This window comes from Paenibacillus wuxiensis (assembly GCF_040195695.1).
Lineage (GTDB): Bacteria > Bacillota > Bacilli > Paenibacillales > Paenibacillaceae > Paenibacillus_B > Paenibacillus_B suaedae.
This window is the reverse complement of the sequence record NZ_JBEFZI010000001.1, coordinates 730,838-739,858: the sequence shown is the minus strand read 5'-3', so window position 1 is coordinate 739,858 and position 9,021 is coordinate 730,838. Positions and strand designations below refer to the sequence as shown.

General features: G+C 45.4%; 7 protein-coding genes. 2 read left to right on the top strand and 5 right to left on the bottom strand.

The genetic code is table 11. The features are described 5' to 3' along the window. Both ABN764_RS03330 and ABN764_RS03325 read right to left on the bottom strand, forming a co-directional pair. Positions 1-719, bottom strand: a 719-nt coding sequence (locus ABN764_RS03330; protein ID WP_446670884.1) for a transposase, incomplete at its 3' end; no start/stop codon positions are given. A gap of 172 nt (positions 720-891) precedes the next feature. Further along, positions 892-2,073, bottom strand: coding sequence for a multidrug effflux MFS transporter (locus tag ABN764_RS03325; RefSeq protein WP_446670883.1), 1,182 nt, complete (start codon positions 2,071-2,073; stop codon positions 892-894). A gap of 508 nt (positions 2,074-2,581) precedes the next feature. Between ABN764_RS03325 and ABN764_RS03320 the strand changes: the two genes are divergently transcribed. Continuing rightward, on the top strand, positions 2,582-4,108 hold the full coding sequence (locus ABN764_RS03320; RefSeq protein ID WP_446670882.1) for a flavocytochrome c: 1,527 nt from the start codon (positions 2,582-2,584) through the stop codon (positions 4,106-4,108). Between the two features lie 221 nt (positions 4,109-4,329). Further along, on the top strand, positions 4,330-5,007 hold the full coding sequence (locus ABN764_RS03315; RefSeq protein WP_446670881.1) for a stalk domain-containing protein: 678 nt from the start codon (positions 4,330-4,332) through the stop codon (positions 5,005-5,007). Positions 5,008-5,139: 132 nt separating this feature from the next. Here ABN764_RS03315 and ABN764_RS03310 read toward each other — a convergent pair whose 3' ends face one another. The 3 genes from ABN764_RS03310 to ABN764_RS03300 all read right to left on the bottom strand — a co-directional run bounded on the left by ABN764_RS03310 (position 5,140) and on the right by ABN764_RS03300 (position 9,010). Next, positions 5,140-6,855: a methyl-accepting chemotaxis protein gene (locus ABN764_RS03310; RefSeq protein ID WP_446670880.1), complete on the bottom strand. Its 1,716-nt coding sequence runs from the start codon at positions 6,853-6,855 to the stop codon at positions 5,140-5,142. A gap of 332 nt (positions 6,856-7,187) precedes the next feature. After that, a complete protein-coding gene (gene glpX, locus ABN764_RS03305; protein ID WP_021253773.1) occupies positions 7,188-8,165 on the bottom strand; it encodes a class II fructose-bisphosphatase in 978 nt (325 codons plus the stop codon). Positions 8,166-8,206: 41 nt separating this feature from the next. Next, positions 8,207-9,010: a pyruvate, water dikinase regulatory protein gene (locus tag ABN764_RS03300; protein ID WP_021253774.1), complete on the bottom strand. Its 804-nt coding sequence runs from the start codon at positions 9,008-9,010 to the stop codon at positions 8,207-8,209. Between the last annotated feature and the right edge of the window lie 11 nt (positions 9,011-9,021).

The window sequence follows — 9,021 nt, the reverse complement described above, 5'->3', positions numbered from 1 at the left end:
TTTAATCGCGGCAAAAAATCTTTACGCAACAACCGAACTGCTTTTTTTAGTGGTTTATCTTTTGGTTGTTCCTGCAGTTTTTGTTCCAGTTTCTCTACCGCTTGTTCCAACTTCACGCTCGTGACTTCACTCGATTCGCCCAGCTCTAGTAAATCTCGATCTTGTAGTTCCTGCTCTTCCTGTCGCTCTGCTTCTTCAATACTCGCAAACAATACTTTTACTTTCTCTTGCAAATTAGCCTTGTGCTTCGCCACAGATTTTCCCCATACGAAGGTGTACTTATTCGCATTCGCTTCGATTTTCGTGCCGTCTACAAAATAATGCTCCAACTTAATGTACTTCTCCTCAATAAGGAAACCGAGGATAGACGTGAAGATCTTTTCAAGCACGCCTCTCATTCGCTCGGAGCGAAAACGATTAATGGTACGGAAATCCGGACGCTGTCTGGCTGCAAGCCACATAAAAGGAATGTTCTCTCTCACGGCTTTAGCAATTTGGCGAGAAGAATAGGTACGCTGCGTGTAGGCGTAGATGATAATTTTAGTGAGCATTTTCGGATGGTAACTATTTCGGCCTCCGCCCGGATAAGCTGCTGCAAATATTTGATCGTCTATGCGATTCACCGCATGATTGATGATACGAACGAGATGATTTTGGGGAATGTCTTCTTCCAAATCCATTGGCAGATAAAGTTGATCCATGCTATATTGAATGTACAAAGAAACCGTTCCTTTCGTAAATGGTGGGTGGTACTTCCATTTTACTAAAGAACGGTTTCTTTTTGTTTTACATATTTGAAAACAAGGGGGCGTCCCAAGTCTTTTTAGACTTTTGGGACACCCCCTTCTGTTCTATGCAGTAACACTTTTAGTTGCTATGCGTTTACATTGCTTACTCTCTCGAAATTCGTTTGCTCACGATAACCATAATAGCTGCCAGCACGAAGAAGTACATAGGCATCGTCACTAATGAGTCATTATGCAGATAGCTCATACCGCTCGTAATTAGACTCACGATGAGATAATACCCTAATCCAAAAATAGCTCCTGCTGTCCCCAATACATCGCTGTAGCGCACTAGCGCTAAGCTTAGGCAGTTCGGAATGGCCATACCAATCCCAAGCAGAAGGATGAAGACGCAGGCGACAAATACACCCATGGACAACAGCGACGAGCTTAATCCACTAAGCGTAAAGCCGACCAACGCTCCAGCACCGAGTGCGGTTACAAGACAGCCGATCAGTATGATTCGCTCTGGCTTGTAGGTGGACAATAGTCTTTTCGACAGCATGGCTCCTATTATTGAAGACAACGCTACAAAAATACCAAAGAAGCCATAGATGCCAGGCGTCATCTCAAAGTAATCAATAAAAACGAAAGGCGCTTCTGCATAGTAACTGAACAGAATACCATTCGTTGCACCGATTAGAAAACCAAATGCCCATACTCTGCCGTCTGCAATGAGGCGCTTGACGACAGATAATGTATTCACATTCGAAGTCGTCGTGGCAACTCTCGTCTCAGGCAAAGAAACGAACGTGTACGCGAATATCGCCACACTCATCACGACAAGGGTTAGAAATACGGCCTTGAAGCCTAGCGACTGGTCGACCCAGCCTCCAATCAGCGGCCCTAGAGCCGGTGTAAAGGCAAGAGCTGCTGAGATTTGAGCAAATACAGCATGACGCTTCGAACCGTCGATACTTTCTCGCAAAATCGTTTGCGTCACAACCGAGCCTGTACTTGCACCGAATGCCTGAATGAACCGACTTACCAATAGCCATTCTACGGAACCTGACAGATAGCAACCCAGGCTGCCTATTCCATATACGAAAATGCCCCACAGCATAGCAGGACGTCGGCCAATTGCATCCGATAACCTCCCCCAGCAAAACACACCAAACGCAAATCCAAGAAAATAAATGCTGAGCGTAAGCTGAATCATGTTGTTGCTTGCCTGCAATTGACTAGCAATATCCGGCAAGGAAGGCGTGTATATCGTTTCACTGATTTGTGGAAATCCCACAAGAATAATAAACAAAAGCAATGATGGAGTTGAGATTTTTTGTGCCAAGTTGCATTCCCCCTATAATTTCGGAAATCTCAATTACATCATCGAAATGTCAGGGTATCGGGGGTTTGCATTTAATTAATCTTGCAAATGAGAGTGCCATAATGAGTGATCACCTTACATAAGAATAATAGGGGGAAATTCATAATATAACCCTCATTATAGCAAAACTTCTAAGCTAGAACCACCTATATCGAACCGTCCTAACTCCAAGATATGCTAAGCACTATTTACCTCCGATTCGATTTACCAATATTTACGCAGAACAAATATGATAAAAATCACCCTGTAATGTGAAATACATCACAATCTTTGCATTGATAATAGATTAAAATTGAAATGAGCATCAAACAAATACCCTTTCAGTACGGAACAGCACCAGAGATAACCGTAAAATAACGGAGATATTGAGTACATAGCTCACCCAACATCTGATTTGCTTCGTCTGATTGCTATTCTGGGTATTGAAACTATGTTCATTTATAAAGAGATAGAAAGTGGAGGGTTTCACATGAGAAAGAAAGCTACAGCAACAATGATTCTTCTTCTGTCGATCATGCTTATCATCGCAGGATGCGGCAGTAACGGGAACCAAACGCAGGGTCAAGACAATGCAGCAAAAACGGAGAAACCAGAAACAGAAGCTGTGTCCGGCGCTTCTAAAGCGAGCTATACCCCTATCGATCAATTGAAAGACAAATATGACATCATCATCATCGGTGCTGGCGGAGCGGGAATGACTGCTGCTCTTGAGGCCAAAGCCAAAGGCATGAATCCGGTTATTTTCGAAAAGATGCCGGCAGCCGGCGGAAATACGATGAAATCCTCTTCGGGTATGAATGCATCTCAAACCAAGTTCCAAAAAGAGCAAGGCATTGAAGACAATAACGACCTCTTCTTCGAACAAACATTAAAAGGTGGTCACGGTACGAACGACAAAGAAATGCTTCGTTACTTCGTAGACAATTCCGCAAGCGCAATCGACTGGTTGGATTCCATTGGCATTCGCTTGAACAACCTTACGATTACTGGCGGTATGAAGGAAAAACGTACACATCGACCTGAAGACGGATCTGCTGTTGGACAATATCTCGTCAGCGGCTTGGTCAAGAATGTACAGTCCAAAGGAATTCCGGTTTTCGTAAATGCGAAAGTTACTGATATTACAGAAAAAGACGGAAAAGTGAACGGCGTTAAAGTCCTCTTCGAAGAGAAGGATGAGAAGAACATTGCCGCAAACGCAGTTGTTGTCACAACAGGCGGTTATGGTGCTAACATGGACATGATCTCCTCTGTTCGCCCTGATTTGAAAGGTCTCGTAACAACGAACCAAATCGGCAGCACTGGTGACGGCATTACGATGATTGAGAAGCTCGGCGGCGTGACTGTAGATATGGATCAAATCCAGGTTCACCCTACTGTACAGCAAGAGAAGTCTTATCTTATCGGGGAAGCAGTTCGCGGTGAAGGTGCGATCTTGGTTGATAAAGACGGCAAACGATTTACGAACGAGCTGGATACTCGTGATAACGTAACGGCAGCAATTAATAAACTGTCTGACAAAGCAGCCTATCTTGTATTTGATTCTGGCGTGAAATCCCGTGCCAAAGCCATTCAACAATACGACAAAATGGGATTTGTCATCCAAGGTGAAACGGTTGAAGATTTGGCCAAAGTAATGGGCGTTCCGGGCGACCAGCTCAAAGCTACACTTGATGCATGGAACGGCTCTGTGAAAGACAAAAAAGATGCTGAATTCGGCAGAACAACAGGTATGGACAATGACTTGTCCGCTGGACCATTCTATGCAATCAAAATTGCTCCTGGTATCCACTACACAATGGGTGGCGTAAAAGTCAACACAAACACCGAAGTTGTAACCAAGGATGGTAAGGCTATAACAGGTCTCTACGCGGCAGGTGAAGTCATCGGCGGCCTGCACGGTGAGAACCGTATCGGCGGTAACTCCGTTGCAGATATCATTATCTTCGGTCGTCAAGCAGGTATTAAATCTGCTGAATTCGTAAAAGCACAATAAAGCTAGTATATCTCCCCCTCAAACGCTTGGGCTCTTCGTAGTCCAAGCGTTTTATTTATCTGTACACTCTCTCCTCCCAATAATCACTTCCTCTTTACGCTGGGAAAGTGACAGTTTGCTCGAATAATAAGCAATTAGAACTATTGATTGTAGATCTCTGTTCCTCTACTATCTAGCTATGATTTCCTTTCATTTGTGTGAATAAAAAGGAGTGGGATGAATTGAGAAAAGCAGTAGTCGCTTCTCTAACTTGCGCTGCATTACTAGTCGGCCTAGGCACTGGCGTGTATGCAGGCACCAACCTGAAGAAGATTGAGGCTTACTTGGACAGCACTGCTAAGGTGAAGGTGAATGGAAAGGCAGTTCAGTTCAATGATGACAAAGGATTGGCACTGCAACCGATTAGGTATAATGGCAACGTATATGTACCGGTTAAAGGCATTGGCAGCGCATTGAATGTTGCAGTTGCCATCGACTCGAAAACAAATGAAATCATTGTGGGCGAAAAAGTAATAGGCACTCCTCTAAATGCAGAAATTTTTTCGAACTCTTACTACTCCAAAGACCCCGCACAAACGACCTACAGCGGCAAAAATTATAAGGAAGTTATCTATGATCATTCCGATAGTTCGCAAGCGCCATCCATCATCGTCACTCCTAACAAAAAATATCAGAAGATCGTCATCAAGCTTGCTGCAATAGATCAAGAGTTAACGAATATCGAGATTTCCGATCTTGACAAGAACGCACTGCTAAAGAAAGTAGATTCGATTCTTCCTGAAGATGGTCTCAAAGAAATTGAAGCCAATATTGGCGGTGTTAAAAATGTCGTTATCAGCTTCCAAGTCAAGGACGGCGGTGGATACTTTATTCCACTCATCGACTCCTATTATAAATAATCGTATACATAAAGGATGTGCTGCGGCACATCCTTTTTCTGAACATAATGTTTCTGCTTCATATACAAAATAAATAACCGGCCGCTATTTCTAGCAACCGGTAATACAATGAAATCCCTATTCTCCATGCGATTATAGCTTGAAACGATTCACCATCTCCTGCAGTTCTTCCGCCATTTGCTTCAACTGCCCGATCGAAGCAGAAATGGTCTCTACAGAGGCAAGCTGCTCCTCAGATGCAGCCGCCACCGATTGTACGGTGGAAGACGTATCTGCTGCAATCTTCGCCATTTCGTCAACTGAAGCCGTAATCTCCTCTGTACCTGCTGACATCTGTTCTGTCGCAGCTGATGTCTCCTGTACTTGCCCTGTTACTTGCTGCACAAGCGCCATGATGTGCTCGAACATTTGCCCTGCCTGAGCAACTACCTTCATACCTGACGCAACATCCTGACGTACATATGCCATTGCATTTACCGTTACCTGTGTGCTGTTTTGCATTTCCGCAATAAGCTCAGCAATTTGCTTGGCAGATTCACTAGACTGTTCTGCCAGCTTGCGTACCTCTGAAGCAACGACCGAGAACCCTCTGCCGCTCTCCCCAGCTCTTGCTGCTTCAATCGACGCATTGAGCGCAAGGAGATTCGTCTGCCCTGCAATATTCGTAATGACATCAATAATGTTCTCAATCTGCTGAGAATGATCATGCAGCTGTTCAACAGCAGATTCAGTTGTATGTACGGATTGGTTAATTGACTTCATCTGCTCCATCGCATCGACGATCGTCGCATTGCCCTGCTCAGCTTGTATGGCCGAATGATTGGCCAATTCCGCAACGCTCGATGTATTTTCGACAATCGATTGAATACCTCGTGCAAATTCTTCAAGTGCAATTGCATTTTCCTCCGATGCTGTCTGCTGCAGCTGCGCGCCCGATGCGACCTGTTCCATTGAAGCGGCAATATGCTCTGTCGCTTGCGCCGTTTCATTCGCATTGTCAGAGACTAAGCGTGAATTGTAAAGCAACTGCTCCGAACGCTCTTGCACCGTGCTCATAATCGAGGACAACCCATCAATCATCTTGTTGAAGTCCTTCATCAGCACCCCAACTTCATCCTTCGAATCGTAAGTGCCGCGAACAGTTAGATCCCCTTGTTCCGCTTGCGCCATCAAGCTTTGCATTTGCCGAAGCGGCTTCACAATCAGATTTGCGATCACATATCCAACTAGTACACAAACCAACAGTGAAATCATTCCGATAATTACATTCGTCGTGGTCGAAGATTTCGTTAGCTCCGTTGCTTCTTTCGCCTGCTGTTCCGCCAATTTTTCATTCCAGTTCACAAGCTCGGTCAGCACTTTTTGTACCTTGCTGCGAGATTCGCGTACATTGCGTACGTAATAATCATATGCCTCTTCGTTCTTATTCGCGATTGCCAACTCTATCGCACGAATATTACTATCGCGATATGGCTTTAGCGCCTTCTCATACTCAGCTACGAACGTTTTTTCCTGATCCGTTTGCAAGACTTCCTCATATTTCTTCAATAGTGCATCACTTTCAACACGGAATCGATTAATAGATGATTTAAGCTCACTATTCCGACTATCGTCACTGCTTGCCATTAATTCGAATATGGCGGAGTCAATGGAACGGTTGTTCACCATAATCTGCTTCACCCACATGATCGACATCAAATTATGCTCGTAAATAGTGTCATTCTTGTGATTGATCTCATTCATGGCGCGATACGAAATCAGCGTACTTAATGCCAGCAACAAAATGCCAACACCAACCAGTATAAAAATTTTAATTGAAGTGTTCAGGTCTTTAAATCTAAACTTCATGCTTTCTCTCCCCTCTATGTAACTTTATCATTATCGACAAATTCAGACATATTTTTTATAGTTATCATGACTTTTTATCTATTTTTCTGAAAATTTACTGCAAATACATCATATTCAAGGCACTCTGATGGTCAAATATACACAACAAAAAAACCCATCATTGAACGTACGCTGCCAGCCGCTGCAATACAGCTCTCGCACGTATATTCATGATGGGTCTCGTCTACAAAAAGAGAAGTACATTTGAATTTGTGATAGTAGAGGATCATGTTCCCTTGCTGCATCTTCATTCAGGTGAAGGATGGCCATCTCATTTGAAATGAAATCGGCTTCTATCCATGCATCCCTGCCGCATACTTAAGCTTAATCGACATATTGTGCACACACCGCAAGTACCGTATGGTTCCTGTATTCGCACGCATAATGACCGAATGCGTCTCCACACGCTGACCAGGTAAGTTACGAACCCCATTCAGCAAGTCGCTATTCGTGATGCCCGTCGCTGCAAATATGATATCGCCCGAACCTACAAGCTGTTCCATTCGAAGCAATGCATCAGGGTGCTGAATCCCCATCCGCTTGCAGCGCTCTAGCTGTTCCCGACTCTGCACCATGAGCCGACCCTGCATTTCTCCGCCAAGACAGCGAAGAGCTGCTGCAGCAAGCACGCCTTCCGGTGCTCCGCCAGAGCCGACGTACAGATCAACGCCACTCTCGATAATTGCCGGTACAATCGCACCGGATACATCCCCATGATCAAGAAGCTTAATCCGAACTCCACTGCTGCGTAGGGCTTCAATAAGTTCACGATGGCGATCTCGCTGAAGAATCATGACCGTGAGATCTTCTACAGACTTGCCCAGCCTTGCTGCGGACTTCTCCAGTGTTACCTCAATCGGATCATCTAAATTGACGTGGCCTGCGAGCAGCGGGCCTACGGCTAGCTTCTGCATATACATATCTGGAGCGTGCAGAAGATTGCCCCTCTCTGCAATAGCGATGACTGACATTCCGTTATTCAATCCATTCGCGACAACTTCTGTTCCTTCTAGCGGATCCACTGCGACATCAACATCCGGCCCGAAGCGGCTCCCAACCTTCTCTCCAATATAGAGCATTGGTGCCTCATCCATTTCACCTTCACCGATTACAACCGTCCCATTAATCGGAACGGAATCGAACATTTCCCGAATAGCAGAGGTAGCGGCATAATCCGCGCCATGCTTGTCACCCCGGCCGATCCAGGAGGCTGACGCCAGAGCGCCTGCCTCTGTAACACGTGCGATTTCCAGAGCTAGCTGACGATCCATCTCCACTTCTCTCCCTTTTATCTACGACAAGTTGATTTCACTCACGTAATCAAATCCATGACAATGCCTGCAGTTTCCTCAATTGCTTTATCCGTCACATCGATGACAGGGCAACCTAATCGGTCGAACAATGAACGGGCATATTCCAATTCCTCGACGATGCGATCGAGCGAAGCATATCTAGCTAAGACAGGAAGCCCCATCGTCTTCAGCCGCTCAGAACGGATCTTCAATAGATGCTCAGCGTTCATCGTCAAACCGATTATTTTACTTGGGGAGATGCTGTACAAGTGCTCCGGCGGCTGAATTTCAGGCACTACCGGATAATTGACAACCTTCTTCCCCTTATGAGCCAAGAAGACGCTCAATGGTGTTTTGGAGGTGCGAGAGACCCCTAACAGCACAATATCCGCCTTCAGGATCGCATGCAGATCCTTGCCATCATCACACTTGACAGCGAACTCCACGGCTTCAACGCGCTGAAAATAATCGGCATCCAAACGATGCAGCAATCCTGGCATTCGCTTCGGCTGATCCGCAAACGTATCGACGAAAGCTTGAATCATCGGCCCCATAACATCCACAGCTCGAACATTTAGACGGATTGCATGCTCTTTAATGGCTTCCCGCAATTCAGGCTGAACGAGCGTATACGCGACAAATCCTCCGGATTCGGCAGCCTCCTCCATCAACATGCGGAGCTCTTCCTCATTGCGCACATTCATATAGCGCTTAATCCTGATTTGCGGCGCTTCGAATTGGCGTATTGTCGCCTTCACTACAGCCTCTGCCGTCTCCCCGACGGAATCTGAACACACGGTTATCGTATATGACGCGTTCCCCATACGCTTCGTCC

Bases quoted from the DNA above. Each gene is read 5' to 3' on its own strand.
- ABN764_RS03300 (WP_021253774.1), bottom strand. From the start codon at position 9,010: ATGGGGAACGCGTCATATACGATAACCGTGTGTTCAGATTCCGTCGGG.
- glpX (WP_021253773.1), bottom strand. From the start codon at position 8,165: ATGGATCGTCAGCTAGCTCTGGAAATCGCACGTGTTACAGAGGCAGGC.
- ABN764_RS03310 (WP_446670880.1), bottom strand. From the start codon at position 6,855: ATGAAGTTTAGATTTAAAGACCTGAACACTTCAATTAAAATTTTTATA.
- ABN764_RS03320 (WP_446670882.1), top strand. From the start codon at position 2,582: ATGAGAAAGAAAGCTACAGCAACAATGATTCTTCTTCTGTCGATCATG.